The 26,695-nt window shown below is 70.6% G+C and carries 23 protein-coding genes, 1 tRNA gene and 1 riboswitch; of the genes, 9 read left to right on the top strand and 15 right to left on the bottom strand.

Annotation, left to right across the window (positions count from 1 at the left end; genetic code table 11):
- Positions 1–121: 121 nt before the first annotated feature.
- On the bottom strand, positions 122–682 hold the full coding sequence (locus AB0O48_RS13935) for a pyridoxamine 5'-phosphate oxidase family protein (RefSeq protein WP_365065564.1): 561 nt from the start codon (positions 680–682) through the stop codon (positions 122–124).
- A 99-nt stretch (positions 683–781) separates the two neighbouring features.
- Between AB0O48_RS13935 and dcd the strand changes: the two genes are divergently transcribed.
- Positions 782–1,360 (top strand): dCTP deaminase, encoded by a 579-nt coding sequence (gene dcd / locus AB0O48_RS13930; protein ID WP_285792496.1) that lies wholly within the window; start codon positions 782–784, stop codon positions 1,358–1,360.
- A gap of 63 nt (positions 1,361–1,423) precedes the next feature.
- On the opposite strand, the gene AB0O48_RS13925 is transcribed toward dcd, so the two are convergent.
- Entirely contained in the window at positions 1,424–2,464 is a 1,041-nt protein-coding gene (locus AB0O48_RS13925; RefSeq protein WP_365065560.1) for an NlpC/P60 family protein, read from the bottom strand.
- A gap of 13 nt (positions 2,465–2,477) precedes the next feature.
- Positions 2,478–2,613, bottom strand: a riboswitch (cyclic di-AMP (ydaO/yuaA leader).
- Positions 2,614–2,847: 234 nt separating this feature from the next.
- On the opposite strand from AB0O48_RS13925, the gene AB0O48_RS13920 reads away from it, so the two are divergent.
- The gene (locus AB0O48_RS13920) at positions 2,848–4,824 is read left to right on the top strand and encodes an N-acetylmuramoyl-L-alanine amidase (protein ID WP_357243237.1); all 1,977 of its coding nucleotides are present in this window, start codon (positions 2,848–2,850) and stop codon (positions 4,822–4,824) included.
- 55 nt (positions 4,825–4,879) lie between these two features.
- Here the strand turns inward: AB0O48_RS13920 and AB0O48_RS13915 are convergent, their stop codons facing one another.
- From AB0O48_RS13915 to AB0O48_RS13895, 5 genes are all read right to left on the bottom strand, one after another.
- A complete protein-coding gene (locus AB0O48_RS13915; protein WP_357243234.1) occupies positions 4,880–5,893 on the bottom strand; it encodes an NlpC/P60 family protein in 1,014 nt (337 codons plus the stop codon).
- A gap of 167 nt (positions 5,894–6,060) precedes the next feature.
- The gene (locus tag AB0O48_RS13910; RefSeq protein ID WP_357243231.1) at positions 6,061–7,062 is read right to left on the bottom strand and encodes a hemolysin family protein; all 1,002 of its coding nucleotides are present in this window, start codon (positions 7,060–7,062) and stop codon (positions 6,061–6,063) included.
- A complete protein-coding gene (locus tag AB0O48_RS13905) occupies positions 7,055–8,377 on the bottom strand; it encodes a hemolysin family protein (RefSeq protein ID WP_365065555.1) in 1,323 nt (440 codons plus the stop codon). Before AB0O48_RS13905 ends, AB0O48_RS13910 begins: the two co-directional genes overlap by 8 nt.
- Before the next feature lie 109 nt (positions 8,378–8,486).
- A complete protein-coding gene (locus tag AB0O48_RS13900; RefSeq protein WP_365065902.1) occupies positions 8,487–10,685 on the bottom strand; it encodes a (Fe-S)-binding protein in 2,199 nt (732 codons plus the stop codon).
- Between the two features lie 209 nt (positions 10,686–10,894).
- The gene (locus tag AB0O48_RS13895) at positions 10,895–11,158 is read right to left on the bottom strand and encodes a cell division protein CrgA (protein ID WP_365065552.1); all 264 of its coding nucleotides are present in this window, start codon (positions 11,156–11,158) and stop codon (positions 10,895–10,897) included.
- A 221-nt stretch (positions 11,159–11,379) separates the two neighbouring features.
- On the opposite strand from AB0O48_RS13895, the gene AB0O48_RS13890 reads away from it, so the two are divergent.
- From AB0O48_RS13890 to AB0O48_RS13875, 4 genes are read left to right on the top strand one after another with little or no spacing between them, the layout of a single operon-like run.
- A complete protein-coding gene (locus AB0O48_RS13890) occupies positions 11,380–12,180 on the top strand; it encodes a DUF881 domain-containing protein (RefSeq protein ID WP_357243222.1) in 801 nt (266 codons plus the stop codon).
- Positions 12,177–13,685 (top strand): class E sortase, encoded by a 1,509-nt coding sequence (locus AB0O48_RS13885; protein WP_357243219.1) that lies wholly within the window; start codon positions 12,177–12,179, stop codon positions 13,683–13,685. Before AB0O48_RS13890 ends, AB0O48_RS13885 begins: the two co-directional genes overlap by 4 nt.
- A 4-nt stretch (positions 13,686–13,689) precedes the next feature.
- Positions 13,690–13,962, top strand: a complete 273-nt coding sequence (locus AB0O48_RS13880; protein WP_357243216.1) for a hypothetical protein — start codon at positions 13,690–13,692, stop codon at positions 13,960–13,962.
- A 2-nt stretch (positions 13,963–13,964) separates the two neighbouring features.
- On the top strand, positions 13,965–14,615 hold the full coding sequence (locus AB0O48_RS13875) for an aminodeoxychorismate/anthranilate synthase component II (protein WP_357243213.1): 651 nt from the start codon (positions 13,965–13,967) through the stop codon (positions 14,613–14,615).
- Positions 14,616–14,662: 47 nt separating this feature from the next.
- Here the strand turns inward: AB0O48_RS13875 and AB0O48_RS13870 are convergent, their stop codons facing one another.
- From AB0O48_RS13870 to AB0O48_RS13835, 8 genes are read right to left on the bottom strand one after another with little or no spacing between them, the layout of a single operon-like run.
- Entirely contained in the window at positions 14,663–15,361 is a 699-nt protein-coding gene (locus tag AB0O48_RS13870; RefSeq protein ID WP_365065547.1) for an ElyC/SanA/YdcF family protein, read from the bottom strand.
- A gap of 47 nt (positions 15,362–15,408) precedes the next feature.
- Complete coding sequence (gene pknB, locus AB0O48_RS13865; RefSeq protein WP_365065544.1) at positions 15,409–17,226, bottom strand: Stk1 family PASTA domain-containing Ser/Thr kinase; 1,818 nt, start codon at positions 17,224–17,226, stop codon at positions 15,409–15,411.
- A complete protein-coding gene (locus AB0O48_RS13860) occupies positions 17,223–18,632 on the bottom strand; it encodes a protein kinase (protein WP_357243204.1) in 1,410 nt (469 codons plus the stop codon). Before AB0O48_RS13860 ends, pknB begins: the two co-directional genes overlap by 4 nt.
- A 1-nt stretch (position 18,633) precedes the next feature.
- Complete coding sequence (locus AB0O48_RS13855; RefSeq protein ID WP_357243201.1) at positions 18,634–20,139, bottom strand: penicillin-binding protein 2; 1,506 nt, start codon at positions 20,137–20,139, stop codon at positions 18,634–18,636.
- Complete coding sequence (locus AB0O48_RS13850; RefSeq protein ID WP_357571635.1) at positions 20,136–21,626, bottom strand: FtsW/RodA/SpoVE family cell cycle protein; 1,491 nt, start codon at positions 21,624–21,626, stop codon at positions 20,136–20,138. The genes AB0O48_RS13855 and AB0O48_RS13850 overlap by 4 nt, the downstream gene beginning before the upstream one ends.
- A gap of 30 nt (positions 21,627–21,656) precedes the next feature.
- A complete protein-coding gene (locus tag AB0O48_RS13845; protein WP_357243195.1) occupies positions 21,657–23,120 on the bottom strand; it encodes a PP2C family serine/threonine-protein phosphatase in 1,464 nt (487 codons plus the stop codon).
- Positions 23,117–23,602, bottom strand: a complete 486-nt coding sequence (locus tag AB0O48_RS13840) for an FHA domain-containing protein (protein WP_357243192.1) — start codon at positions 23,600–23,602, stop codon at positions 23,117–23,119. The genes AB0O48_RS13845 and AB0O48_RS13840 overlap by 4 nt, the downstream gene beginning before the upstream one ends.
- Before the next feature lie 6 nt (positions 23,603–23,608).
- Complete coding sequence (locus AB0O48_RS13835; RefSeq protein ID WP_007454122.1) at positions 23,609–24,397, bottom strand: DUF3662 and FHA domain-containing protein; 789 nt, start codon at positions 24,395–24,397, stop codon at positions 23,609–23,611.
- A gap of 206 nt (positions 24,398–24,603) precedes the next feature.
- Here AB0O48_RS13835 and AB0O48_RS13830 point away from each other — a divergent pair.
- The 3 genes from AB0O48_RS13830 to AB0O48_RS13820 all read left to right on the top strand — a co-directional run bounded on the left by AB0O48_RS13830 (position 24,604) and on the right by AB0O48_RS13820 (position 26,672).
- Positions 24,604–24,689 (top strand) — tRNA-Leu (locus tag AB0O48_RS13830).
- Between the two features lie 64 nt (positions 24,690–24,753).
- On the top strand, positions 24,754–25,869 hold the full coding sequence (locus AB0O48_RS13825; RefSeq protein ID WP_357571634.1) for an NAD-dependent epimerase/dehydratase family protein: 1,116 nt from the start codon (positions 24,754–24,756) through the stop codon (positions 25,867–25,869).
- On the top strand, positions 25,866–26,672 hold the full coding sequence (locus tag AB0O48_RS13820) for a WecB/TagA/CpsF family glycosyltransferase (protein WP_357243186.1): 807 nt from the start codon (positions 25,866–25,868) through the stop codon (positions 26,670–26,672). The genes AB0O48_RS13825 and AB0O48_RS13820 overlap by 4 nt, the downstream gene beginning before the upstream one ends.
- Positions 26,673–26,695: the final 23 nt, after the last annotated feature.

The raw sequence follows: 26,695 nt of genomic DNA, 5'->3' as shown, positions 1-26,695 counted from the left end.
ACCGCGACATCACCGAAACCGAGTTGGTCATGCCGGGCGACCGCCGGCCGGACGCGGGGCGGACAGCCGAATGCCGGCTCCGTCAGCACGGAGCCGGCATTCGCTGTCGCTGGGCCGTGGTCTAGGCGGCCGTGCACTGGACGTCGCGGCTGCGGCGGGTCGGGCGGGTCTGCGGCACGCTGAGCGGCGCGGGCGCCATCGCCGATGGCGCCTGCGGGTCGAGCCAGACCCGAACGGCCGGCCGGCCCGGCGCGAGGCCTGGGACGCCGGTGATGTGCTGCTCGCGGCGGGTCAGCATCGCCACGTCGATGGTGAACTCGAACAGCTGCCAGTCGACCTGCGGCTCGGCGCGGGCGCCCTGCGCCAACCGGGCGACTCGCGCCGGATCGGTCACCGGGCGGGCATGACCCGCCACGTACGCCTCGTCGTCGCTCTCCTCCGGCGGGAACGAGTGCAGCGCGTAGCGGCCGTCGCGTTCGAGGTCACGGCGCTTCGGGGAGTCGATGATGAAGCAGAACAGACCCTCGTCGGTGATGACCGGGGAGACCGGATGGACCCGGGGCCCGCCGTCGGCACGGACCGTGGCCAGATAGCCGAAGCCCGGCCCGTACTGCTGGAGGAGAACGCGGATCCCGTCGGCGAGTCGGGGCTCGTCGGCGGCGAATTCGGACCAGGAAGCCATGTGGGCATTCTATCGAACAAATGTACGAGCGGCGACCTCGACGCGCTGGTCACCGGCACCGAATTCGGGGGTTTTGAGGCCCGCGGCTAAGGTGGTCCGATGCTGCTCTCCGACCGCGACCTGGTCTCCGAGATCAAGGCCGGCACGCTGGGCCTGGAGCCGTTCGAGCCCACCCTGGTCCAACCTTCCAGCATCGACGTACGGCTGGACCGGCTTTTCCGGGTCTTCAACAACCACCTCTACACCCACATTGACCCGGCGATGCAGCAGGACGACCTGACGTCGGCGGTCGAGGTGCCCGACGGGGAGCCGTTCGTGCTGCACCCCGGGGAGTTCGTGCTCGCCTCGACGCTTGAGGTCATCTCGCTGGGCGACCAGCTCGCCGGCCGGCTGGAGGGCAAGAGTTCACTGGGGCGGCTCGGGCTGCTGACGCACTCCACCGCCGGCTTCATCGACCCCGGCTTCTCCGGTCACGTCACGCTCGAACTCTCGAACGTGGCGAACCTGCCCATCACTCTCTGGCCGGGCATGAAGATCGGGCAGCTCTGCATCTTCCGGCTCTCCTCGCCGGCCGAGCACCCGTACGGCTCGGCGGTCTACGGCTCGCGCTACCAGGGGCAGCGGGGGCCGACGCCCAGCCGCGCCTGGCAGCACTGGCGCACCTGGCCCACCCGCTGACCCCGTGAACGACAAGGGCCCGCCGCGACGAGTCGCGGCGGGCCCTTCGGTCAGTACCCCTGATCAGCCTGGACGGCCGTAGCTGTGGATCGGGCCGTCGTCGACCTTCTTCATCTTGACCGGTTGACCGGCCTGCGAGGCGTGCACCACCCAGCCGCCACCGACGTACATGCCGACGTGGTGGATGTCGCTGTAGTAGAAGACCAGGTCGCCGGGGCGCAGGTCGGCCTTGCTGACGTTCTTGGTGACGCGGCTCTGCGCGGCGGCGTTGTGCGGCAGGGACACACCGGCCTTCGCCCAGGCGGCCAGCATCAGCCCGGAGCAGTCGTACGAGTTCGGGCCCTCGGCACCCCAGACGTAGGGCTTGCCGATCTGCGCGCAGGCGAACTTGACCGCCGTGCCCGCGGCGCCGCCGGGATAGCTGCCGGGGCAGGGAGCTGGGCGCAACGGACCGCCGCCACCGCTGCCGTACACCTTGAGGCGCAGCTTCTGCAGCTTGTCGATCTCGTCGTTGATCTGCTTCTTCTTCGCCGCCAACTGAGCCTCGGTACGGGTCAGCTGGGTCACCATCTCGTCGAGTGGCGCCTTCTGCCTGGCCAGCTCGTCGCGCAGGTCGGCCACCTCGCGGACGTCCTGCTGCTGGTTGTGCGCGAAGCGGTCGAGCATTTCGAGCTGGCCGACCACCTCGCTGGGTGACTGGCTGCCCAGCACCGCGTTGACGGTCAGCACGTTCTCGCCCTTGTAGGCGCGTACGGCCAGGGCACTGACCTTGTCCATGGCGGCGTCGACCTGACGCTCCAGCGGGGCGATCCGGGCGGCCAGCGCCTGGGCCTGCCTGCGCTTGTTGGCGAGGTCGATGCGGGTGGCGTTGTGCTGTTCGATGACCGGTTCGAGTTTGTTCCAGTCGGCGTCGATCTGGCGTTCGATCTCGGCGACGGACGGGTCGGCGTGGGCCGCCGTGGCGCTGCCGGTCAGGACGACGGCGACGCCGGCCAGGGCGGCGAGCGCGGTGGTGAAGCGGGACCAGCGTGGGCGCGGCGCGATCGACGGCGGGCCGGCTGCTGCCGACCGCTCGGACGACGGCCGCGGGGCATGGAGTGCCACCGGGGTTCCGTACTCCTTCTTCCTGACCGCCTACCGGGTTAGCTGACGGGTTCGGGCGGGAAGTGGGCGCCCTACCGCAGTGACTGCGGATTCACCCCGGGGGACATGGGTCCCCGGTTCGTTCGGAAACGACTCGGCGGTGTCGGACCGTTACCGCCCGGGCTGGACGGAGCTGCTATCGGGCCGACGAATGACCAGAGTAGAGACGCTTGTTACCACTCCGCAACCCGTGCGGCCGTGACACTCCGTACCGATCGGAAAGGATCACCGGCCGTAGGTGAAGAATTCTTTCCCAACGAGTCGACACATAGAAAGGTATTGACGCGGACTCCCGGACGGCGCGAGGGTGACCTCACCTTCATCCGTGAAATCTAGGGGGTTCGATGCACCATCCAACCCTGCTCCTCGGCCGGCGTGCGCTGCTCGCCGCCGCCGTGGTCGCCGCCGCGACCGCGGTCCCACCACCCGCAACCGCCGCCGCACCCACGGCCGACCGCCAGCAGCGGTACGCCGCCGCGGCGGCCGAGTACGGCGTACCGACCGACGTGCTGCTCGGCGTCTCCTACCTGGAGTCCCGCTGGGACAGCAACGCCGGCACACCCAGCACCAGTGGCGGCTACGGCCCCATGCACCTGACCGACGCCCGACACGTGACCGCCCTGCCCGTGGGCGGCCACCACGACACCGGCACCGAGGACCCGCGTGGCGACAACTCCCGCACCGCGCTGGCACCCGCGCCCCGGCCGGCCGAGGACCCGGCGCCACCCGCCGCCGCCTTGCAGACCGTGGATGCCGCCGCCGCGCTGACCGGCGCGACCCCCGACGCGCTGCGCACCGACGCCGACGTCAACATCCGGGGCGGGGCCGCGCTGCTGGCCTCGTACCAGCGGGAGTTGGGCGCGCCGGTCGGTGCCGGCACCGACCCGGCCAGCTGGTACGGCGCGGTGGCCCGCTACGCCGGCGCGGACAGCGCCGACGCCGCGGCGGCCTTCGCCGACGAGGTCTTCACCACCATCGGCAGCGGCGAGTCGCGGGTGACCGACGACGGCCAGCGGATCACGCTGCCGGCCCGGACGATCCGGCCGCAGCGATCGTGGCTGGACCGGCTGGGTCTGCGTCGGCTCGCCCGCCCGGACGGGCTGGAATGCCCCCGGACCATCTCCTGCGAGTGGATCCCGGCGCCCTACGCGGCGTTCGGCGACGGGGACTACGGCAACCACGACCTGTCCGACCGGCCCGCCCGGCAGAAGATCGAGTACATCGTCATCCACGACACCGAGGGAAGCTGGGCCACCACCCTGCGACTCGTCCAAGACCCGACCTACGTGAGCTGGCACTACACGCTGCGCTCGGTGGACGGGCACATCGCCCAGCACGTCAAGACCAAGGATGTCGCCTGGCACGCCGGCAACTGGTACGTCAACGCCAAGGCGGTCGGGCTGGAGCACGAGGGCTTCGCGGCGCAGGGCACCTGGTACACCGAGGCGATGTACCGGACCTCGGCGAAGTTGGTCCGACACCTCGCGCTGCGGCTGGGCGTCCCGCTGGACCGCCAGCACATCATCGGCCACGACAACGTGCCCGGCACCATCGCCGCGAACGTCCGTGGAATGCACTGGGACACCGGCCCGTACTGGGACTGGAACCACTACTTCGAGCTGCTGCACGCGCCCCGGTTGGACACCGGCACCCCCGCCACCGGTCTGGTCCGGATCGACCCGGACTTCGCCACCAACCAGCCGGCGTTCGTCGGCTGCGTCACCGCCGGCGTGCCGTGCGCGCCACGCGGCTCCTCGGCGGTGGTGCTGCGCTCCGCGCCGGCCGCGGACGCGCCACTGGTGAACGACGTCGCGCTCCGCCCCGACGGCACCCCGAACACCATGGAGGTGTCGGATCACGGCGCCCGCGCCTCCGCCGGCCAGACGTACGCGCTGGCCGGCCGGCAGGGCGACTGGACGGCGATCTGGTATCTCGGGCAACGCGCCTGGTTCCACAACCCGGCGTCCGCGCCCACCGCCAGCTGGACGGTCGGCCTGGTGGCCACTCCGAAGCCCGGCCGGACCACCATCCCGGTGTACGGACGGGCCTACCCGGAACAGGCGGCCTACCCGGCCGGCGTGCCCTACCAGACGATCTCGCCACTGCAGTACACCCTTGCCGCCGGGCAGCGGTACGCCGTCGGCGCGGTGCTGCCGGGCGAGTACTACCGGGCCAGCACTGTCGACGGCTCCTCGCCCGGTGACTGGACGGTGATCCGCGGCAAGAACAGGTACGCGCAGATCCAGTTCGGCCACCGCATCATGTACGTCGACCTGGCCGACGTGCAGCTCCTGCCGTCCCCGGTGGGCGCACCCCGCTGACAACGACGACGGCCCCCGGTCGGTGACCGGGGGCCGTCGTGTCGCACGGGGTGGATCAGCCAGGTCTGCGGAACCCGGCGACGGGCATCGTGTTGATGCTGGACACCTGCACCGGTTTACCGGCTCGTGGTGCGTGCACCATCTGGTTGTTACCCAGATACAGCCCGACATGACTCAGGCCCGAGTAGAAGAAGACCAGGTCACCAGGACGAGCCTCGGATCGCGGCACGGCCTTGCCCTCGTTCCACTGGTCTCCGGTGTGGTGGGTGAGGGAGATCCCGGCCGACCGGTAGGCGTACTGGGTCAGCCCCGAGCAGTCGAACGAGTTCGGGCCGGTGGCACCCCAGACGTACGGGTCGCCGACCTGCTGGCAGGCGGTTTTGATCGCCTTCTGGGCGGCCACGGCGAGCACACCGTTGATGGTCGGGCAGCCGGCGGTCTTGACCGTGGTCTTCGGCATCGACGCCTCAAGCTGCTTGATCTCGGCGTCGATCTGCTTCTTCTTGGCCGCCAGCTCGTTCTGCTGCTTGGTCTGCGTGGCGATCAGGGTGTCCAGCTTCTGCTTCTCGCCGTCGTACTTGGCCCGCACGGCGAGGACGCCCTCGACCTCCTTGCGCTCCTGCGCGGCCAGCCGGTCGAGGATGGTGAGCTGCTCGGTGAGCGTGTCCGGCTTGGCGCTGACAAGTAGTGCGCCAATGTCGTGCGACGGGCCCGAGATGTAGTAGCGGGAGGCGAGATCGCCGACCCGGTTGAGCGCCAACTCGCTCTGCAACGCCAGCGGCTCGATCTTCTTCTGCAGGTCCGCCGACTTCTGCCGATTGACCTTCAGCTGCGCCCTGACCTTGTTGTACTGCTCGATAGTGGGCTCCAACTGCTCCCACTTCTTGTCGATCTGCGCCTCAATCTCGTCGACCGTGGGCGCGGCGTGCACCGGGGCGGCAAGCAGGCCCGCGCCGACCACCGCGGCGGCGACCAGGACGAGCAGACGACGACCGGCCCGGCGCAGACCACCCGGCCGAGCAGACGCGGACAGGTCGTGACGATGAGGGGGCATGGTTGCCACCGGCACCGACTCCTTTGCAACCGACCGCCGGGCGCCTCGCGTGAGGGAAGGGCCGAGGCAGACGACCCACAGCGGTCGGTGCCCCACATTAGGGAAGCGCGAGGCGGTAATCAAGGCGAGTGGAGTAACCGTCACTGTCGTGCAACCGCTTGCACACCAAGGGTATTGGCGCGTCAGCCAACGATTGCCGTCAATACATCGTCGAGAGTGACGACACCGAGCGGGCGCCGGCCGTCGCTGACCAGCACCATGTGCCGCCGTTCGCGGCGCATCGCCAGCAGCAGGTCCGCCAGCGTACGCTCCGGCGGCACCACCGCCAGCGGCCGGTAGACCTGGGCCGGCACCGGCGACCGGCGACCCTGCCCCGCGTATCCGAGCACGTCCTTGACGTGCACGAAGCCGAGCACCCGCCGGGTCGACCGCTGCACCACCGGGAACCGGGACCGGCCGGTCCGGGTCGCCAACACCTCCAACGACGCCGGCGAGACGTCCTCGGCGACCGTCACCACCGTCGACCACGGCTGCAGGGCGTCCGCCGCCGTACGGCTGTGCAGGGCCAGCGCGCCGGTGATCCGGGCGTGCTGCTCCGCGTCGAGCAACCCCTCGGTGCGGGCCTGCGAGACGAGCCCGGCCAACTCCTCGGCGGTGAACACCGTCTTCACCGCCTCGGACGCCTCGATCCGCCAGATCGCGAGCACCCGGCGGGCCGCCCACTTCATCGCCAGCAGCAGCGGCTTCGTGGCCACGCAGAACGCCAGCATCGCCGGGCCGAGCCACAGCGCGGAGACCTCCGGACCGGCCAGCGTGATGTTCTTCGGCACCATCTCACCGACGACCGTGTGCAGGAAGACCACCACACCCAGGGCCAGCACGAAGGCCACCGGGTGCACCGCCCGCTCCGGCAGGCCGGCCGCGTGGAACGGTGGCTCCAGCAGGTGCGCCAACGCCGGCTCGGCGATCGCGCCCAGTCCCAGCGAGCAGACCGTGATGCCGAGCTGCGCGCCGGCGATCATCAACGGGATCTGGTTCATCGCCGACAACGCCCACCGGGCGCGTTTCGACCCGGCGGCCAGCGGCTCGATCACCGTCCGGCGGGACGCGATGAGCGCGAACTCACTGCCCACGAAGAAACCGTTGCCGAGCAGCAGCAGGACGGTCACCAGCAGCTCAGTCATCGTCGTCCGGTTCCGCCGGGCGCAGCACCCGGACCTGCTCGATCCGGTGCCGCTCCACCTCGACCACGGTGAACTCCCAGCCGCTCGCCTCGACCGTCTCGCCGGCCAGCGGGATGTGCCCGAGCTGGGCCATCAGGAACCCGGCCAGCGTCTCGTACGGCCCCTCGGGCAGCCGGAAGCCGGTCTGCTCGGCCACCTCGTCGGAGCGGAGCACCCCGTCCACGAGCACGGTGCGCTCGCCGCCGGGCACTCTCAACTCGACCGGCTCGGCGTCGTCCACACTCGCCGGGTCGAACTCGTCGGCGATCTCCCCGACCAACTCCTCGACGAGGTCCTCGATCGTCACCACGCCGTCCGTGCCGCCGTACTCGTCGACCACGATGGCCAGGTCGGCCCCGGCCGCCTTCAACGCGGCCAGCACGCCGTCCAGGTTGAGGCTCTCCGGCACGTAGACCGGCTCCCGGGCCACCGAGCCGACCATGGTCGACGCCCGGTCGGCAAGCGGTACGCCCAGCGCGTCGGGCACCCCGGCCACACCGGTCACCAGGTCCAGGGTCTCCTCGTACACGGGGAACCGGGTCCGCCCGGTCTGCCGGGACTGTTCGAGCAGCTCGGCCACGGTGGCCGTGGCACGCAGCGCGACCACGTCCACCCGGGGGGTCATCGCCTCGGCGGCCCGCTTGTCACCGAAGCGGATGGTGCGGCGCAGCAGCATCGCGGTGTCGGTCGGCAGCGCGCCGGCCCGAGCCGAGATGGCCGCCAGCAGACCCAGTTCCTCCGGCGAGCGGGCGCTGGCCAACTCCTCCTGCGGTTCCACACCGAGCGCCCGGACCAGTCGGTTCGCAGAGCCGTTCAAGCCCCGGATCAGCCAGCCGAACGTCCGGGAGAAGGTGTGCATCGGCCCGGCCGTGGCCAGCGCCGCCGGCATGGGCCGGGCCAGCGCCGCGTTCTTCGGCACCAGCTCACCGAAGAGCATGGAGAGCAACGTGGCCAGTGCCAACGCCAGGAACGGGGTGTAGCGCTCGGTGCTCTCCCCGGCCAGGGGGCGCAACAGCGGGGTGAAGAGCCGCGCCAGGGCCGGCTCGGCCAGGTAGCCGGTGAGCAGCGCGGTGATGGTGATGCCGAGCTGTGCGCCGGAGAGCTGGAAGGAGAGTTCGCGCAGCGCGGTGCGTACCGTCAGGGCGGCCTGGTCGCCGGCGGCGGCCCGCCTGTCGATCTCCGCGCGGTCGACCGTGACCAGGGCGAACTCGGCCGCGACGAAGAACGCGTTGCCCGCGGTCAGCGTAACGAAGCCGACCAGGGGCAACAGCGTCATCAAGAGCAGGCCGTCGATGTCGCCTCACCTCGGCGAGATTCTTGCACGACGGCGGCGGACCCTGAGGGCCGCCGCCGTCGATCTGCGCACCGCGGGGGGGGGTACGGCCTCAGCCGCCGACCGGCGCCGTCTCCCTGCCGCCCTGCGGCTGCTCCGGCTTGACCGAACGGAGCAGCACACTCGCCACGTCGATCACCTCGACCTGCTCGCCAGCGCCCTTGCCGTTGACGCCGTCGCTGAGCATCGTCGAGCAGAACGGGCAACCGACCGCGACCGTCTTCGCCCCGGTGGCCATGGCCTCCTCGACCCGGTCCACGTTGATCCGCTTGCCGATCTTCTCTTCCATCCACATCCGGGCGCCGCCAGCGCCGCAGCAGAAGGAACGCTCGCTGTTGCGTGGCATCTCGGTCAACTCGCCCGCGATGGCGTCGCCGAGGACCTCCCGGGGGGCCGCGAAGACCCGGTTGTGCCGGCCCAGGTAGCAGGGGTCGTGGTAGGTGACCCCACCGTCGACCGGCTGCACCGGGGTGAGCTTGCCGGTGGCGACCAGGTGGGCCAGCAACTGGGTGTGGTGGACCACCTCGAACTCGCCGCCGAGCTGGCCGTACTCGTTGCCCAGGGTGTTGAAGCAGTGCGGGCAGGTCGCGACGATCTTTCGCTTGGCCTTCTCCCGACCCTCGAACGCCTCGTTCAGCGTCTCCACGTTCTGCTGGGCGAGCATCTGGAAGACGAACTCGTTGCCGATCCGCCGCGCCGGGTCGCCGGAGCAGGTCTCGCCCTCGCCCAGGATCGCGAACGACACCCCGGCCTCGTTGAGCAGCGTGGCCACCGCGCGGGTGGTCTTCTTGGCCCGGTCCTCGAACGCGCCGGCGCAGCCGACCCAGAACAGGTACTCGAAGTCGTCCACCTCGCCGACCCGGGGCACCTCGAAGTCGAGACCCTTCGTCCAGTCCTCGCGGGTGTTCTGCGGGGCGCCCCACGGGTTGCCCTTGTTCTCCAGGTTGCGCAGCATCACGCCGGCCTCGGAGGGGAAACTCGACTCGATCAGCACCTGGTAGCGGCGCATGTCGACGATGTGGTCCACGTGCTCGATGTCCACCGGGCACTGCTCCACGCAGGCGCCGCAGGTGGTGCAGGACCAGAGCACGTCCGGGTCGATGACACCGCCCTCCTCGGCGGTGCCGATCAACGGCTTGTCCGCCTCGGCCAGGGCCAGCACGTCCAGGTGCGCGAGCTGCGCCTGGGTGGCCTTCTCCTCGCCGGTCAGGTCCTTGCCGCCGCCGGCCAGCAGGTAGGGCGCCTTGGCGTACGCGTGGTCGCGCAGGCTCAGGATGAGCAGCTTGGGCGACAGGGGCTTGCCGGTGTTCCAGGCCGGGCACTGCGACTGGCAGCGGCCGCACTCGGTGCAGGTGCTGAAGTCCAGCAGACCCTTCCAGCTGAACTGCTCGACCTGGGCGACGCCGAACTGGTCCTTCTCCGGGTCGGCCTCCTCGAAGTCGAGCGGCTTGCCCTGGCTCGTCATCGGGCGCAGCGCGCCGAGGCCGGAGCCGGCCGGCCGGGCCGGCTCACGCTTGAAGAAGATGTTGGGGAACGCCAGGAAGCGGTGCCAGGCGACACCCATGGTGACGTTCAGCGAGATGACGATCAGCCAGGTCATCGAAATGATGATCTTGATGGCGGCGGCGACGCTGACGCCGTCCGCCCAGTCGGGAAGCACCGCGCCGACCGCGTGACTGACCGGGGTGGCCCAGAACGGGAACTCGAAGTGGTCGGTGGCGACCTTGAAGCCCCGGATCACGAACCCGAAGATCAGGACCAGCAGCACGATCCACTCGACGAAGTAGCCCTGCCACATGGTCGAGCCGGTGAACCGGGACCGCCCGCCCGGCCGCGTCGGCCTGTTGCGCAGCCGAATCGCCATCAGCACCAGGATGCCGACCAGGCCCAGCACCCCGATGACCTCGGTGACCAGGCCGAAGATCGTCCAGTGCCCGATGATCGGCAGGCCACCGTCGGTGGTGACCACCTCGAAGTACGCCTCGAGCACCAGCAGCGACAGGACGACGAAGCCGACCATCACGAACCAGTGCGCGGCACCCACCACGCCCCACTTGAGCATCCGGGTGTGGCCGGCCGTCTCGACCAGCATGGTCCTGGCGCGGGTGACCTTGTCGGTGAACCGTTCCGGTGCCGGCTGCCCGAGCCGGATGACTGCCACCATCTTCAGGACCGCACGCACCGCAAGCCACACCGCCACGGCGGTGATGGCGGCCGCGAGGATCGTGGTGACGATCTGGACGCTGCCCATCGAGTTGGCCTCCCCGGTCTGCTGCCTGATGACCTCGCTTAGCTCGGTCATGCAGTGCAGCCTACGCGAAGGTTACCCAGCGGTAACGTGAGTCATCTCGCAGTAGGCCACGCTGCCTGCGGACACCATAGGGGTCCCCACCCGCGCCTGCCGGACAGGGGCGCGGTGGGTTGACGTGGGACCGCCGACACGACGGCCCCCGAGCCGGCTCAGCGCCAGCGGGAGAGCAGCCCCAGCGAGGCGACCATCGCGCCGAAGCCGACCGCGAGGTTCCAATAACCCCACGCGGCGACCGGGTACTCCTGCTCGGACAGGTAATAGAGCACCAGCCAGCCGATGCCGACGACGATCAGGGCGACGGCGGTGGCCGGCAACCACACCGGGCTAGGCTTGCGCGTCGACGCCGCCGTCGCCGGACGAACGTCCGTCGGCGGGGTGTACACCTTCTTCTTGCGGACCTGAGACTTGGGCACGACGCTCTCCAGAGGGGTGACGACCTCGTCCGGCCTGACAACCGGGCGCGGGGGCGACGGTCCATGGCCAATAATGTTCGACAGCTAGCGTAGTCCCGATTGCCCGTCCGGACCATGAATGGGGTCAGGCCGGTGCACGGAGTGACCGAAAAAGGCGGGACTGTTCGCATCACCGGCCCGGCCGGGGCGGACCGATCCCCGACACGCGGAAGGAACGCTCGGTGGAGTACACATCCGGCGCAACCTCCTGGCAGAAGGTCCTCCGACGGGCCGCCGCCGGGCTACTGCCCCGGCGACCGCGTCAACGCCGACCGGGCTGGTCGATCGGGGTGCCCCTGATCGCCGCCGCGGCGGGGCTGCTCTTCACCACCACCGCGACCACCGCCGGTGGCACCGCGCTGCGTGAGGACCGACGGCCCCAGCTCAACCAGTTCATCGAGGACCGGCGCGAGCAGGTGGCGGCGAGCGAACGCCGGGCCGCCACGCTGCGCGACGAGGTCCAGCAACGCACCAACATGCTGGCCGGGTCGGACGCCCCGATCAAGGATCAGCAGGATCGCGCCCAGGGCAGCCTCCAGGCCGCCGGATTCACCGCCCTCGGCGGACCCGGGGTCACGGTCGAGCTGAACGACGCGCCGCAGCTCGACCAGACCCAGTCGGACGCCGACAACGACGACCTGGTGGTGCACCAGGCGGATGTGCAGGCCGTGGTCAACGCGCTCTGGGCCGGCGGAGCGGAGGCCATGTCAATCATGAACGTCCGCGTCCTCGCAACCAGCGCGGTACGCTGCGTCGGTAACACCCTGCTGCTCCACGGCCGGGTGTACTCCCCACCGTTCAAGATCGTAGCGATCGGCGATCCCGCTGCCCTCCAGCAGGCCCTCGCCAGCTCTGAGGGAGTCCAGTGGTTCAAGGACGCGGTCGACGACTACCAGCTCGGCTACAACGAAACGGCTTCCACGGTGCGAGTCCCGGCATTCGAAGATTCGACCTCCCTACGCTCGGCCACGGTGCCTAAGTGAGCGCGCCGGACGAGCGTCGGGACGGGCGACACCGGAACCAGACCGACGATCCGACCGCCTTCCTGCCCAAGGTCGACCGGCCCGAGCCGGCGCCGGTCCGCCCGACCCCGGCCGGCAACTGGCCCGAGCCGATGCTGCCCGCCCGACCCGGCACGTCGCGTCCGCCGGCCCCGCCGGAGCCCCCCCGCCCGGCCGACCCGACCCCCGCCCCCCGGGCTGTCGACGCACCCCCGCCGTGGCCAGGCAGCCCCGCCCCCCGATCCGGCTCGCACGGAGGGTCCGAGGGTCCGACCGCGCCCGGCCAGCCGGCCGTGGCCAATCCGGGCCCGATCCGGCCCGCTGCCCCGGACGACGCCCCGACCCGGGCGACGACCTCCGGCACACCGGGTCAGCAGGCCCCGTCCGGCCCGTCCACCCCACCGGTGGCCGACTCACCGACCGCGTTCATCCCCCAGATCGCCGCCCGACCCACGCGCCCGACCGGCTCCCCGGTCGCTCCGTCCGCGCCCGGCCCTGGCCCGGATGCCTCCTCTTCCGCCGGCCCGGGCCGTGTCCCGCCCACCGGGCCGGATCGCGTCGCCGACCCGGCCGCCACCGCGTTGATTCCCGCCGTGCCCGGCACCACCGCCACCCGGCCACCAACCCTGGACTCGACCGCGCTGATGGGTGCCGTCCCCCGCACGGCGGGCCCCCAGGAGCCGACCGACGGCGGCGACAACCCCGGCGAGCCGCCCCGGCCCCGGCGCGGCGAGCGCGTGGTCCAACTCCGGCCCCACCAGACCGGCGAGGGCTACAAGAGCGTCTACTCCGAGCTCACCCGCCCGTCGCTCGGCTCCCGAATCCGCACCGGTGTCCGCGTCACCGGCGAAGTCCTGATCACCTTCGGCCTGGTGGTGCTGCTCTTCGCCGGCTACGAGGTGTGGGGCAAGTCGGCAATCGTCGACGCCCACCAGAACGACCTCAACAAGGCCCTGGCCCAGGAGTGGGGCCCGTCCGACGACCCGACTGTCGCTCCGTCGGCCGGCCCGAGCGTCAAACCGACGCCCCCGGTACGCGGCAAGCCGCTCGCCGGCCTCTACATCCCCAAGCTCGACAAGAACTGGGTCGTGGTCGAAGGCGTCACCCAGCAGGACATCCGCTACGCCCCGGGCCACTACCCGGCTAGCGCCCTGCCCGGCCAGGTGGGCAACTTCTCCGTCGCCGGCCACCGCAACCGGGCGACCTTCTGGCGGCTGGACGAGCTCGACGAGGGCGACGCGATCGTGGTCGAGAGCAAGACCGACTGGTACGTCTACCTGGTGTCGCGGTCACAGATCGTCCGGCCCACCCAGGTCGAGGTGGTGGCACCGGTGCCCGGCGAGCCGAACAAGAAGCCGACCAAGCGGATGCTCACCCTGACCACGTGCAACCCGAAGTTCGACAACTACCAACGCCTGATCATCCACGCCGAACTGGAACGCACCCAACCCAAGACGGCGGGCCGCCCGGCGGAGCTGGGAGGCTGACCCGATGTATTCGTTCATCTGGCGGAAGCTTCCCTTCGGCCTGGCCGGAAAGCTGATCGGCTCGGTGCTGCTGGTGGCCGCCACGGTGGCCCTGCTCTGGTATGTCGCCTTCCCCTGGGCCGAGCCCCTGCTGCCCTTCGACGACGTGCAGGTCGAGTCCCCCGCGGAATCGGGCGGCGGCGGCCCGGCGACCGGCGACGCCCCGGCCGGCGACGAGCACGAACTTCCGTACGACACCGATCAGAACAACCCCGCGCCACCCTCCCCAAGCAGGTGACAATGCGCATCCTGGTGATCGACAACTACGACTCGTTCGTCTTCAACCTCGTGCAGTATCTGGGTCAGCTCGGCGTGACCTGCGAGGTCCGCCGCAACGACGAGATCGACGTCGACGCGGTGGGCAGGGTGGGCGCGGCCGGCATCCTGCTCTCCCCGGGGCCGGGCAGCCCGGACCGGGCCGGCATCTGCCTGGACGTCATCCGGCAGTACGCGGGCGAGCTGCCGATCTTCGGTGTCTGCCTCGGTCACCAGGCGATCGGTGAGGCGTTCGGGGCGACCGTGACGCGAGCGCCCGAACTGTTGCACGGCAAGACCTCCGAGGTACGGCACGAGTCGGTGGGCGTACTCGCCGGCCTGCCCGACCCGTTCACCGCCACCCGGTACCACTCGCTCGCCGTGCTGCCCGACACGCTCCCGGACGAGCTGGAGGTCACCGGCTGGACCGGCTCCGGCGTGGTGATGGCGATGCGGCACCGGACCCTTCCCATCGAGGGCGTCCAGTTCCACCCGGAGTCGGTGCTCACCCAGGGCGGTCACCTGATGCTGGCCAACTGGCTGGCCGGCTGCGGTCACCAGGAGGCGTTGGAGCGTGCGCCCGCACTGGCCGCCGAGGTCGACGCCCGCCGCCGGTCGGCCTTCGTCACCACCTGAGGCCGCGCCGCCCGATCAGCGGGCCGGTGGACGGCACGTAGGCCGGATCAGCCGCGCAGCGCGTCCCGCACCGCCGGATCCGCGGGCGAGCGGACCGCGGGCGGGCGACCACGGACCGCGTCCCACGCCGCTTTGCCGCTGGCGAAGTAGTCCCGGACCGACTTCTCGGCCAGCAGGAACGGGCCGCAGTCGTCACATCGTGCGGTGACCCCGTCGACGTCGAGGCCGAGATGCCGGCACAGCGTCACCGCCCGGGACAGATGGTAGGACTGGGTCACGATCAGAGCCCGCTGGACGCCGTACACCTCGCGCGCTCGGGCGCAACTGTCGTACGTGTCCAGGCCGAACGGGTCGGCCACCACACGACGGGCGTCGACACCGAGCCCGGTGAGATACGCCGTCATCACCGCGGGCTCGTCACCCGACGTGCCGCCCCCGTCGCCCGAGACGAGCACGACCTCGGCCCGCCCGCTGGTCACCAACTCGGCGGCGGTCTCCAGGCGGCCGGCGAGCCGTTCACCGGGCCGCTGCCGATCGGTCGCCACGGCGGTACCGAGGACGATCACCACGTCGGCGGCCGGCGCGTCGGCCTCGGCGTACACGTGGCCGCGAGCGGCGAGCGTCGTCCACAGCCACGGAAGACTGGCGAGCAGCAGCACGGCGACCCCGAGGATCACCAGACGTCTGCGGCGTCGAGGACGTCGACGCACCACCGACCCGCCGCCGGCCACCTCGGCGTCACTCACACCGCCGCCTGGAGCGGCCACCGGCCAGCCAGGGGCTTCGACACGCCCTAGTCCTCGGGGAGCCGGCTCGGCGGGGGCGGGAACGGCAGACCGACGCCGCCCCCGGTGCCGGGCGTGGTCGGCGTGGCCGACGGCGTGCTGGTCGGTGTGCCGGAGGGCGGCGGTTCGACGACCTTCTCCGGTACGCCGACCTCGATGGTCACGGTCCGGTCCTTGGCCAGTGTGGTGCCCGCGCTCGGACTCTGCTTCTCGACCCGACCGGCCCGGTCCGCCGGCACCTCGTCACCGTCGCGGACCTCGACGTTGTAACCCGCCTCGCGAAGCTCCGCGGTGGCCTCTTCCCGCGTCGAGTTGAGCACGTTTGGCACCTTGCTGACGTTGCCCTTGGAGACCTCGACGACCACCGTGCTGTCCTGCTCGACGGTGGTCCCCGACGACGGAGTCAACTTGATTACGGTGCCCTTCGTCGCCGGATTGTCCACCGGCTTTTCCTGGACCTTCAACCCCTGGGCCTCAAGCTGGGACTTGACCAGCTCGAACTGGGAGTTGGCCAGGTTGGGGGGGATCTTCACGTCGGGCTTGCCGTCGCAGAGCTGGATGGTCACCGTGCTGGACTGCGCCCGCCGAGTACCCGGCGCCGGATCCTGCTTGGCGACCGTGCCCTTCGTGCAGTCGTTGTCCTGGACCGGGTCACCCAGCTTCGGCTGCAGGTTGGCCTTCTGGATCTCGGTGACCGCGACCGCCTGGGTCTTGCCGGTGACGTTCGGTACCGCCTTGTTGGCCTTCTCCTGCTGCTGGTTCCAGAGGAGGGCGACGACCAGGGCGATCACCGCCAGCACGCCGACCGCGCTGAACGTCGCGATCAACCAGGAGGACGCCTTGCGCTGGCGCGGATCGCCCACCCGGGCCATCTGCCCGGTCTGCGGCCCACCGGCGGGAGCGGGGTAACCGCCCCGGCCGCCGGCCGGGGCCATCGCCACCGTCTCCGCCTCGCGCAGCACCGGGGTGGCCAACACGGGCCGGCCGGCGGCGGCGCGGAGCAGGTCGGCACGCATCTCGCCGGCGCTCTGGTAGCGGTTGAGCGGATTCTTCGACAACGCCTTCAGCACGATCGCGTCGACCGCCGGGGTGACGTCCGGGTTGATGTCGCTCGGCGTCGGCGGCGTCTCCCGTACGTGCTGGTAGGCAACGCTGACCGGGCTGTCCCCGACGAACGGCGGGTGCCCACACACCAGCTCGAAGAGCACGCAGCCGGCCGCGTACACATCGGAGCGGGCGTCGACGGCCTCTCCCCGCGCCTGCTCCGGGGACAGGTACTGCGCCGTGCCGATCACCGCGCTGGTCTGCGTCATGGTGGTCGCGCCGCTGGCCAACGCGCGGGCGATGCCGAAGTCCATCACCTTGACCTGGCCGGTCTGGGTGAGCATCACGTTGCCGGGCTTGATGTCCCGGTGGATGATCCCGTGCCGGTGGCTGAACTCCAGCGCGGCACACATGTCGGCGCAGATCTCCAGCGCCCGGCGCGGCTGCAGCCGACCCTCGGCTCCGAGGACCTCCTTCAGGGTCCGCCCGTTGACGAACTCCATCACGATGAACGGCAGTGTCTCGCCGGTCGGCGCGGTCTCCTCGCCGGTGTCGTAGACCGCCACGATCGCCGGGTGGTTGAGTGAGGCGGCGTTCTGCGCCTCCCGGCGGAACCGCATCTGGAACGTCGCGTCCCGGGCGAGGTCGGTCCGGAGCATCTTGATCGCGACGTCCCGACCAAGCCGGAGATCGCGACCGCGGTGCACCTCGGCCATGCCGCCGTAGCCGAGCAGCTCGCCGACCTGATACCTGCCACCGAGCAGGCGGGCCTGCGCTGTCATCGCGTCTGTCGTCCTTCGCTCGTCGTCGTCCCGCCGTCGCTCGGCTGGAGTCGTATCTCCCGACGGTACGACGTCTGGGTCGGATCGTCGCGTCCGTCGAGTCGCAGCGCGCCGGACGTCGCGGTGCGCCCACTCGTCCCGACGGGTTCGGCGGCCTGCGACTGCTTGTTCAGGTAGTAGGAAATCACGCCGGAGCAGAGCAGGACCAGCACGGCCAGGAAGATGGCGAGGAGCACCAGGCCAGGCCGGGACCGCCGGGGCTCGGGGGACGGCGCCGACGGTACGGCCTGCCGGGCGTACGCCGCCGGTTGCTGCTGCCGGGGCGGTGCCGACGGCACCGACGCGGCACCGCGCGGGTACCCGTTCGGTGCGGCCGGCGGCCGGGCGGACGGGACGGACGGCGCGACGGCGGTGGGGCGCGGCTGTTGGACGGGCGCGATCGCTGTCGGCCTCGGCCCGGCCACCGGCGGGCGGGCGGTCGGCGGACGCATCTGGTGCGCCTGCGGCACCTGGGCTCGGCCGGGCGCGGCCGGCGAGGCGGGCGCCGCGGAGACCGGCCCGGAGTTGGCGCCGGCCCGGGCCTGCTGGGAGAGCGCGGCCTTGAGCTGACGGGCCACCCCGGCGAGAGCGGCGGCGCTCGGCCAGCGGGCGGCCGGGTCCTTGGCCAGCGCCCGTTCCACCACCGAGCGGACCTGCGGGGGGATGTCGGCGGGCAGCGGTCGGGGCGTCTCCCGCACGTGCCGCATCGCGATGTCGAGCGGGTTGTCACCCTCGAACGGACGCCGCCCGGCGAGACACTGGTAGGCGACCACGCCGAGCGCGTACACATCCGAGGCCGGGGTGGCCACGCCTCCGGTGGCCTGCTCGGGTGAGATGTACGAGGCGGTGCCGAGCACCGAACCAGCGGCGGTGAGCTGGCCGACCAGGTCGGAGCGGGCGATGCCGAAGTCGGTGAGCACAAGCGTGCCGTTCGGCCGGACGAGCAGGTTGCCCGGCTTCACGTCGCGATGCACGATGCCCTTCTCGTGCGCCGCGTGCAACGCGTCCGCGGCCTGCGCGACGAGGGCCATCGTCCGGGCCGGGGTGAGCCGGCCGACCCGGCTCAGCGTGGACGACAGGGCGTCGCCCTCGACGTACTCCATGACCAGGAACGCGATCTGCTGGTCGTTGCCGAAGTCGTAGACGTCCACCACGCCCGGGTGGTTGATCGTGGCCATGGTGCGGGCCTCACCACGGAACCGCTCGGCGAAGTCCGGGTCGTCGAGCAGGGCGGGAAGCAGGCTCTTGACCGCGACCGTCCGGCCGAGCACCTGGTCGGTGCCGCGCCAGACGTCGCCCATGCCGCCGCTGGCGATCCGCTCGTCGAGACGGTAGCGGTTGCCGAGCTGGACGCCGGGGCTGAGCATGTCAGCGGCCCCCGGGGTCGGCGATGGCGGCCTTCATGATCTGGCCGGCGATCCGGGCTGCCTCGCCGCTGCCACCGGAACCGGCCTGCTCGAGCATCACGCAGACCGCGGAGACCGGAGTGCCGTTCTTGTCCAACGCGAAGCCGATGAACCAGCCGTGGTCGGGCCGGTCCGGCGCGGACTGGGCGGTGCCGGTCTTGCCACCGACCGTGTAGCCGGGGATCGCGGCCCTCCGTCCGGTGCCGTTCTGGACGACGCTGACCATCATCTCGCGCAGGTCGGCGGCGACCTGCGGTTCGATGGGCTGACGCAGCTCACGCGGCTTCGCGGTGTGGTAACTGGTGGTCCGGTCCGGGGCGAGCAGCTGCTGCACCAGGTACGGCCGCATCTGGCTGCCGTTGTTGGCGATCGCGCTGACGATCATGGCGCCTTCGAGCGGAGTCATCCGGACGTTGTTCTGGCCGATCGAGGACTGGGCCAGTGCGGCCTGGTCGGGGGTGCCGTCCGGGTTCTGGATGTCTCCGGTCCGGCTGGCCGCCGTGGGCAGACCGTCCTCGCCGAGGTGACCGACGGTGAGGTCCTCCTGCTCGAAACCGAACTGGCGGGCCTTCTCCTTGATCGTGTCGGCGCCGAGCCGTACGCCGAGCTGGGCGAAGCCGGTGTTGCACGAGTCGGTGACCGCGGTCAGCAGGGTGACCTTCGGCTGCGGGCAGATCGACGGATCGGCGTTGCGGATCGGGGTGCCGGAGGTGGGCGGAGTCCAACTGGGGCCGGCCGGGATCTGGGTGGTCTTGGTGACGCCGTTCTCCAGCGCCGCCGCGGCGACCACGATCTTGAACGTGGAGCCCGGCGGCAGCGTCTCGGAGAGCGCCCGGTTCTTCAACGGACCCGCCGGGTCCTGATCCAGCTTGTTGAACGCCGCGGCCGCCTCCTTGTCGGTGTGGCTGGCCAGCGGGTTCGGGTCGAAGCTGGGCATGGAGACAAGCGCCTGCACCGCCCCGGTACGCGGGTCGATGGCGATGGCCGCGCCCCGCTTCGCCCCCACCTGGTTGTTCCGCAGCTGGTTGTACGCCGCGTCCTGGGCCTTCTTGGAGAGGCTGAGCAGCACGTTGCCGCCACCGCTCTCGTCGCCGGTGAACATGTCCTTGATCCGGTCGCCGATCAGCTGGTCGCTGGTGCCGGCCAGGAAGTCGTTCTCCACCCGCTCGATGCCCGTGTCGGCCAGGCTGACCGGCTTGTAGCCGAGCACGTGGGCGTACTCCGCGCCGCCCGGGTAGGTGCGCTGGAACTTCAGCTTGCCCGTGGTCTCCTTGCTGGTCGCCACCGCCGTGCCGCCGGCCTCAATGTTGCCGCGCTTGCGCTTGTAGTCGGCGACCTGGACCCGACCGTTGTAGTCGCTGGTGCGGTACTCGTCGGCCTTCTGGAACTGCACCCAGTTGAGGTTGGCGAAGAGCAGACCGAACAGGACCATGACGACGACGCCGACGCGGCGCAGTGGTGCGTTCACGGCTTGATCACCTCCGTGGGAGCACCGTGCAGCTGCTCCGGGGCACCACCGGTGGGTCGGGCGGCCTTGCTGACGCTCCCGCCGACCGGCCGGCGGGCGCCGTCGGAGACCCGCAGCAGCACCGCGATGAGCAACCAGTTGGCCATCAACGACGAGCCACCGGCGGACAGGAACGGGGTGGTCTGACCGGTCAGCGGGATGAGCTTGCTGATCCCGCCGACGATCACGAAGACCTGGAGGCCGAGAGTGAACGCGAGACCGCCGGCGAGGAGCTTGCCGAACGAGTCCCGGACCGCGAGCGCAGCCCGCAGCCCACGCTCCACGATCAACAGGTAGACGACGAGCAGGGCGGAGAGGCCGAAGAGGCCGAGCTCCTCGCCCATGCCGGCGAAGATGAAGTCGTTCTGCACCTCGGGCAGAATGTCCGGCTGGCCGCCGCCCGGCCCGGCGCCGAAGAGCCCGCCCGTGCCCAGGGCGAGCAGGCCCTGGACAAGCTGGTAGCCCTTGTCGGTCGGGTCGGCGAACGGGTCGAGCCAGATCTCCGCCCGGACGTAGAAGTTGGCGAACGGGCCGCCGACCGTCGAGCCGAGGACGTAGGCGAGGTAGGCCCCGCCGAAGAAGAGGACGAGACCGATCAGCAGCCAGCTGACCCGTTCGGTGGCGATGTAGAGCGTCACCACGAACATGCCGAAGTACAGCAGCGAGGTGCCCAGGTCCTTCTCGAACACGAGCACCAGGAGGCTGACCAGCCAGACGCCGACCACCGGGCCGAGGTCGCGCCCGCGCGGGAAGTCGATGCCGAGGAAGCGTCGGCTCGCCAGCGAGAGCACCTCACGCTTGCGGACCAGGTAGTAGGCGAAGAAGACAAGCAGCGCCAGCTTGGCGAACTCACCCGGCTGGATGGAGAAGGCGCCGAGATCGATCCACAGCTTCGCGCCGTTTCTCTCCGAGATGCTCGCCGGCAGTACCGCCGGGAGCATCACCAGCACGATGCCGGCCAACCCCAGGGTGTACGCGTATCGCGAGATCGACCGGTGGTCGCGCATGATGGCGAGCAGGCCGGCGGCGAGGATCACCGCACCGAGCGTCCAGGCCAACTGGCGCCCGCCCTGCCCCGCGAAGACGGCCAGGCTCTCCCGCTCGGCCACCGGGGCGTCGCCCAGGTCGATCCGGCGGAGGAAGCCCACCCCGAGCCCGTTGAGCAGGGCCACCGCCGGCAACAGCGCCGGGTCGGCGAACGGGGCGAGGAATCGGATGACCAGATGCAGACCGAGGAAGACCGCGCCGAGCACGGCCGCGGGTATCCAGAAGTCCGGGGTGACGGTGTCCAGCAGGTTCGCCTCGACGGTCGCCCCGTACGCGGCCACCAACGCCATGGCGAGCAGCAGCAGGGACAGCTCGGCGTTGCGGCGCGACCGCGCCAGGCGTACGCCGGACTGCTCGCCCGCGGTGGCGGGCGAGGGTGCCGGTGTGGCCGCTACGGTCACAGGTGGAGTCCTTGGGATCTCAGCCGACGCTCACTCAGGAGACCGGCAGGTGGCCGGGTCGAGCGCCGGCGTGGCCGAGTCGGAGGGCGTGTTGTCGGGCGTGGTGGACGAACCGGTCGCACCGACAGCGGCGGTGGCACCGACGGTCGGGCTCGCGCTGGCAACTCCGTTGGAGGTTGGCGACGCGATGGTGCTCGGACTGCCGTTCGGGCTCGGCGACGGATCGGCCGGTGTCGGCGTACCGCTCGCCGCGGCGGTCGGATCGAGCGCGCAGAGCGGCTTCAGGTTGGGATTGCTCGGGGTGTCGCTGGTCAGCTCGGCGAGCTGGCGTTCGGCGTCCGGCTCGCTCTTGGCCCGGATGCCGACCTTGACGGTGTCCTGCGCCGCGACCGTGAGGTCGTCCAACCGGGTGCCGCTGCGGCGGTGCACGGTGGAGAGGTCCATCCCGGCGATCTGACCCTGGACGCCACGGAAGACGGCGACCTGGCCCTCCTCGGTGGCTCCCACGTAGTACTGCCGCTGGGTGTACGTCCAGCCCCCGAACGCCGCGCCGCCGATGATCACCAGCAGGGCGACCGCCATGGCGGCGGTCCGCACCGGGCGGCGCTTCGGCCGGTCCGGTTCGTCGTCCGAGGCCGCCGGCTCCTCCGGGACGGCCGGACGCGGCGCGGCGAGAGCCGAGGCTCGGGCGGCCGGAGTGGAGTCGTCCGCCGAGGTCGCCATACCCCGGTCCCGGGCGGCGGCACCGCCGACGATCGGGCTCGCCTCGACGATGTCCTGATCCGTGGCATCGGCGATGATCACGGTGATGTTGTCCGGTCCGCCGCCGCGCAGCGCGAGCTGCACCAGCCGCTCGACGCACTTCTGCGGGTCGGTGTACTCCCGCAGGGTCTCGCCGATGGTCTCGGCGCTGACCACACCCGACAGGCCGTCGCTGCAGATCAGGTAACGGTCGCCGGGCAGCACCTGGCGCACCGAGTATTCCGGGTCGATGTCCCGGCCGTCGAGGGCCCGGGTGAGCAGCGATCGCTGCGGGTGGCTGCTCGCCTCCTCGGCGCTGATCCGACCCTCGTCGACGAGCATCTGGACGTACGTGTCGTCCTTGGTGATCTGCGCGAACTCACCGTTGCGCAGCAGGTAGGCCCGCGAGTCACCGATGTGGACCATCCCCAGCTTGCTGCCGGTGAAGAGGGTCGCCGTCAGTGTGGTGCCCATCCCCTCCAACTGCGGGTTGGCGTCCACCGTGTCGCGGAGTTGTTGGTTGGCGGTGCCGACGGCCGAACGCAACGCGTCGACGAGAGCGTCCCCGGGGACGTCCTCGTCGAGCGGCGCCATGGCACCGATGACGATGTTGCTGGCGACGTCACCGGCGGCCATGCCGCCCATGCCGTCGGCAACGGCGAGTAGCCGCGGCCCGGCGTAGACGGAGTCTTGATTGCCGTCTCGGATCAGACCGCGGTCGCTGTGGGCCGCATAGCGCAGGGTCAGAGTCATGGCCGTAATTCGAGGGAAGTGCGGCCGATCCGGATCGGCACGCCGAGGGGGACGGGGGTTGGTCCGGTGACCTTAGCGCGATCGAGGTACGTGCCGTTAGTCGAGCCGAGGTCCTCGACGAACCACTGCCCGTCACGCGCCATGAGCCGGGCGTGTCGCGCGGAGGCGTAGTCGTCGGTGATGACCAGGGTGGAGTCCTCAGCTCGCCCAATGGTGATCTGCGCGTCACCGAGAGTGATCTTGGTGCCGGCCAGCTGACCGGCTGTCACTACCAGCTGGTGCGCCGCCCTGCCCCGTTTCACCTTCGCCGGCTTCGCCGCCTGACCGGTCGAGGCGCCAACCGCGCGTGGCGCGGCCACCAGACGACCGGAGCGGGCGCCCGCGAAGAGATCCCTTCGGATCACGCCCACCACGGTGAACACGAAGATCCACAGCAGGATCAGGAACCCGAACCGGGCAACGGTGATGACCAGTTCCGGCAAGGCGGGTCAGCCGTCCACGCGGAAGGTCAGCGTCGTCGTCCCGAGCTGGACCATGTCACCAGGGTTCAGTGCGACAGCGGAGACCCGCTGCCCGTTGACCATGGTGCCGTTGGTCGACCCCAGATCGGTCAGCACGACCTGGCCCCCGTCGAAATCCAACCGGGCGTGTCGCCGGGAGATGCCGACGTCGGGCAGACGCAGGTTGGCCTGATCGCCGCGACCGATCACCGTCGACCCCATCTGGAGGGGGTAGGTGCGACCGTCACCGGAGACCAGCCGCACGTTGCGACCGCCACCGTGCCCGGGCGGAGGGCCGTAGCCACCACCCTGGTCGTACGCCGGGTAGGCGGGCGGGCCGGCGTCGTAGCCGGGCGCCGACACCGGGGCGACCTCGCCACCGGTGTAGACCTCGGCTGTGACACGGAACATGCCCGTGTCCAGGCCCTCGCCTCGCTCGATCTCGACGATCACGTCGCCGTAGACAGTCCAGGCCTGCTCGCCGATGAACTCCGCCTGCGACTGGGCCAACTCCTGGGCCAGCGCAGCGGCGTACGGCGCCAGCCGACTGTGGTCGAACGGCGAGAGATCGATCACGTAGCGGTTGGGCACCAACGTGCGCCCACCGGCCAGGATCGCCTTGTGCGCCTCGGCCTCCCGCTGCATGGCGTTGAGGATCTCCACGGGGTGGACCACCCCTTTGAAGACCTTGGCGAAGGCCCCTTCGACCAGGCCTTCCAGACGCTTCTCGAAGCGTTGCAGCACGCTCACCGGCTCCTCCTCGGGTCCCGAGGACATGATGGTATCCGGCCGGCGCGCGCGCAGCTCACACGCCGCTCGGCCACCTGCTCCCGACCCGTTCGGAAGGGTCGGGACTGCCGTGCTAATCTTTCGTCCGCCACGAACGGTAACCGCTCGTGGCGAGCACCTGGGACAGCGTAGTATTCCCGAGGCCGTTGGAGACAGCGGGGCCGGGGCGGCTACAGTGTTCCGGGTTGTGCCACGGGGATGTGGCGGAATGGCAGACGCGCACGGTTCAGGTCCGTGTGCCCGAAAGGGCGTGGGGGTTCAACTCCCCCCATCCCCACCAGCGACGAGGGCTCCGCTTACCGCGGGGCCCTTCCGTCATATCGGGGCGTGTCGGACGCCAGGCTATGCTGCGATGGATTCTGTCTCCGATGGACCAGGAGTGGCGTGTGAGTGTCGCGTTGGTGACAGGGTCGGGTGGCCTGATCGGCTCCGAGGCGGTCCGGCACTTCGCCGGCCTCGGTCTGGACGTCGTCGGCATCGACAACGACATGCGCCGGTATTTCTTCGGCGAGGACGGCTCCACATCCTGGAGCCTGGATCGGCTCACCCGTGACCTGGGCGGGGCGTACACCCATTTCGCGGTGGACATCCGGGACCGGGACGGCTTGGAGCAGGTGTTCAAGAAGTACGGCTCGGACATCGCCGTGGTGATCCACAGCGCGGCTCAGCCGAGCCACGACTGGGCGGCCAAGGAGCCGTACACGGACTTCGACGTGAACGCCGGCGGCACGCTCAACATCCTGGAGAACACCCGCCGGCACGCGATCGACGCGCCGTTCATCCACTGCTCGACGAACAAGGTCTACGGCGACCGGCCGAACACCCTGCCGCTCGTCGAGCTGGAGACACGGTACGAGCTGCCCGAGGACCACCGCTGGTACCAGGGCATCACCGAAGAGATGTCGATCGACCACTCGCTGCACTCGGTCTTCGGCGCCTCGAAGGTCGCGGCGGACGTGATGGTTCAGGAGTACGGGCGCTACTTCGACATGAAGACCGCCTGCTTCCGGGGTGGCACGCTCACCGGTCCGGCGCACTCGGCGGCCGAGTTGCACGGGTTCCTGGCGTACCTGATGCGCTGCGTGATGGAGGGCCGGACATACAACCTGTTCGGTTACAAGGGCAAGATGGTCCGGGACGCGATCCACTCCCGGGACGTACTGACCGCCTTCGAGGCGTTCTTCCGGGCCCCGCGCTCCGCGGAGGTCTACAACCTCGGCGGCGGCCGGCACTCCAACACCTCGCACATCGAGGCGTTCCGCATCGCGGAGGAGATCACCGGCCGCGAGGCGCGGATCAACTACGTCGAGCAGGCCCGCACCGGCGACCACCAGTGGTATGTCAGCAGCATGGCCCGGTTCGAGGAGCAGTACCCGGACTGGAAGATCACTTACGACGTGCCGATGATCCTGCGGGAGATCTACGAGGCCAACGTGGGTAAGTGGGTAGTCAAGGCATGACCGCGCGAACCAAGCGCAACGTACTCGGCGTCCTGGTCGACGCCACCGACTACGCGACGGCGACCGATGCGGTGGTGACCGCGGCACATGAGCGGCGTCCGCTCGCGCTCACCGCGTTGGCCGTGCACGGCGTGATGACCGGGGTGCTCGATCCGGCGCACAACGCGCGGCTCAACTCCTTCGACGTGGTCACCCCGGACGGGCAGCCGGTGCGGTGGGCGCTCAACCTGCTGCACCACGCCGGGCTCTCCGACCGGGTCTACGGGCCGACGTTGACCCTGCACGTGCTGTCGCGCTTCGCCGACGAGGGGCTGCCGATCTACCTGTACGGGTCGACCGAGGAGACCCTCTCCCGGTTGATTCCGGCGCTGGAGCGGATGTTCCCGGCCCTGAAGATCGCCGGGGTGGAGCCGTCCAAGTTCCGGGCCGCCCAGCCGGGCGAGGACGCCGAGATCGCCGACCGCATCCGATCCAGCGGTGCCCGGCTGGTCCTGGTCGGGCTGGGTTGCCCGCGCCAGGAGGTCTTCGCGTACGCCATGCGACCGCTGCTGGACATGCCGTTGATGGCGGTCGGCGCGGCCTTCGACTACCACGCCGGCTTGCTCCGTCAGCCCCCGCGCTGGATGCAGCGTGCCGGTCTGGAGTGGTTCTGGCGTCTCGGTCTGGAGCCGAAGCGGCTCTGGCGGCGCTACGTCATCCTCAACCCGGCCTACCTGAGCCGGCTCGCCGCCCAGAAGCTCGGCCTGTGGAAGGCCCGCCCGCCGGCGCCGGCCAGCGAGCGGCCGGCGACCTTCTCGGTCTGATCGATCCGTACGGCACGAGGCCC

Source organism: Micromonospora sp. NPDC085948, assembly GCF_040686315.1.
GTDB lineage: Bacteria > Actinomycetota > Actinomycetes > Mycobacteriales > Micromonosporaceae > Micromonospora.
This window is presented reverse-complemented; position numbering and strand designations above follow the sequence as displayed.

What these genes read in the sequence shown, in the direction of transcription:
- AB0O48_RS13935 (WP_365065564.1), bottom strand. Translation starts at nt 682, where the DNA reads ATGGCTTCCTGGTCCGAATTCGCCGCCGACGAGCCCCGACTCGCCGAC.
- dcd (WP_285792496.1), top strand. Translation starts at nt 782, where the DNA reads ATGCTGCTCTCCGACCGCGACCTGGTCTCCGAGATCAAGGCCGGCACG.
- AB0O48_RS13920 (WP_357243237.1), top strand. Translation starts at nt 2,848, where the DNA reads ATGCACCATCCAACCCTGCTCCTCGGCCGGCGTGCGCTGCTCGCCGCC.
- AB0O48_RS13910 (WP_357243231.1), bottom strand. Translation starts at nt 7,062, where the DNA reads ATGACTGAGCTGCTGGTGACCGTCCTGCTGCTGCTCGGCAACGGTTTC.
- AB0O48_RS13905 (WP_365065555.1), bottom strand. Translation starts at nt 8,377, where the DNA reads ATGACGCTGTTGCCCCTGGTCGGCTTCGTTACGCTGACCGCGGGCAAC.
- AB0O48_RS13900 (WP_365065902.1), bottom strand. Translation starts at nt 10,685, where the DNA reads ATGGGCAGCGTCCAGATCGTCACCACGATCCTCGCGGCCGCCATCACC.
- AB0O48_RS13880 (WP_357243216.1), top strand. Translation starts at nt 13,690, where the DNA reads ATGTATTCGTTCATCTGGCGGAAGCTTCCCTTCGGCCTGGCCGGAAAG.
- AB0O48_RS13875 (WP_357243213.1), top strand. Translation starts at nt 13,965, where the DNA reads ATGCGCATCCTGGTGATCGACAACTACGACTCGTTCGTCTTCAACCTC.
- pknB (WP_365065544.1), bottom strand. Translation starts at nt 17,226, where the DNA reads ATGACAGCGCAGGCCCGCCTGCTCGGTGGCAGGTATCAGGTCGGCGAG.
- AB0O48_RS13860 (WP_357243204.1), bottom strand. Translation starts at nt 18,632, where the DNA reads ATGCTCAGCCCCGGCGTCCAGCTCGGCAACCGCTACCGTCTCGACGAG.
- AB0O48_RS13845 (WP_357243195.1), bottom strand. Translation starts at nt 23,120, where the DNA reads ATGACTCTGACCCTGCGCTATGCGGCCCACAGCGACCGCGGTCTGATC.
- AB0O48_RS13835 (WP_007454122.1), bottom strand. Translation starts at nt 24,397, where the DNA reads ATGTCCTCGGGACCCGAGGAGGAGCCGGTGAGCGTGCTGCAACGCTTC.
- AB0O48_RS13825 (WP_357571634.1), top strand. Translation starts at nt 24,754, where the DNA reads ATGCTGCGATGGATTCTGTCTCCGATGGACCAGGAGTGGCGTGTGAGT.
- AB0O48_RS13820 (WP_357243186.1), top strand. Translation starts at nt 25,866, where the DNA reads ATGACCGCGCGAACCAAGCGCAACGTACTCGGCGTCCTGGTCGACGCC.